This window comes from Oleiphilus sp. HI0061 (assembly GCF_001635675.1).
The window spans coordinates 1-750 of sequence record NZ_LWFE01000332.1; the positions used below are offsets into that span (position 1 = coordinate 1).

1 protein-coding gene is annotated in these 750 nt (G+C 44.3%); it reads left to right on the plus strand.

Translation table 11 applies throughout. The features are described 5' to 3' along the window. Positions 1-730 (plus strand): diguanylate cyclase domain-containing protein (locus A3735_RS04270; RefSeq protein ID WP_068637646.1); only part of this gene is annotated, 730 nt, incomplete at its 5' end. Positions 731-750 lie beyond the last annotated feature (20 nt).

A 750-nucleotide genomic window follows, 5' to 3' on the forward strand; every position in this document is an offset into this window, starting at 1 on the left:
CTTATTGCTGTTCTTTTTCTATGAATTCAAACCTGCCCTATGGCTTGTCGGGATATTCTCAGTATTTGCCCTGGCCTCTTTGAATGCTAGCGGCTCTCCGTTTGAAAACATTCAAAATACTATGAGCTACCTTTTGTACCTAAGCATGAGCTGCTGCCTGGTTTACTTGAGAGAACTAAGACGAAAACAGCTTAAGCCACTGCGTCGTACAGATAACCTGACCAAAGCAGCCACCAAAGAACATCTAGATGATGACCTGACAAAAGAAATTCAACGCAGTGAACGTGAAGGCAGTGAATTGTCTACAGCCGCGTTGGCAATTGACAAAATATGTCTTTCCAAACTAAACCCTAAAGAACAAGATGCTGTCACGATTGCCATTGGCAAGTTGCTCCATAACAACCTTCGCTTGTTCGACAGTTACTACCTTTGGGAACATCATGAGTTTCTTATCGTCTTACCTCATACCAGCTCGATTCAAGCAGTCAAGATAGCAGACAGCCTGCGACTTAAAGTCCGCAAAGAAATTGAGATTCATGGAGAAAGTATTACCGTTAGTGCTGGCGTGTCCTGCTTAAATATCGGCGATGACAGTACCTCCATAACAGGCCGGGCAAGCCATGCCTTATCAGAAACACAAGCTACCAGTATTAATAGAACACACATCTATCGAGACATCGATGAGCTGCCCCAAGACGCAACGCCAGCCAATGCAGAAGGAGCACAATAATGTTCTCTGAAATCCAGCTT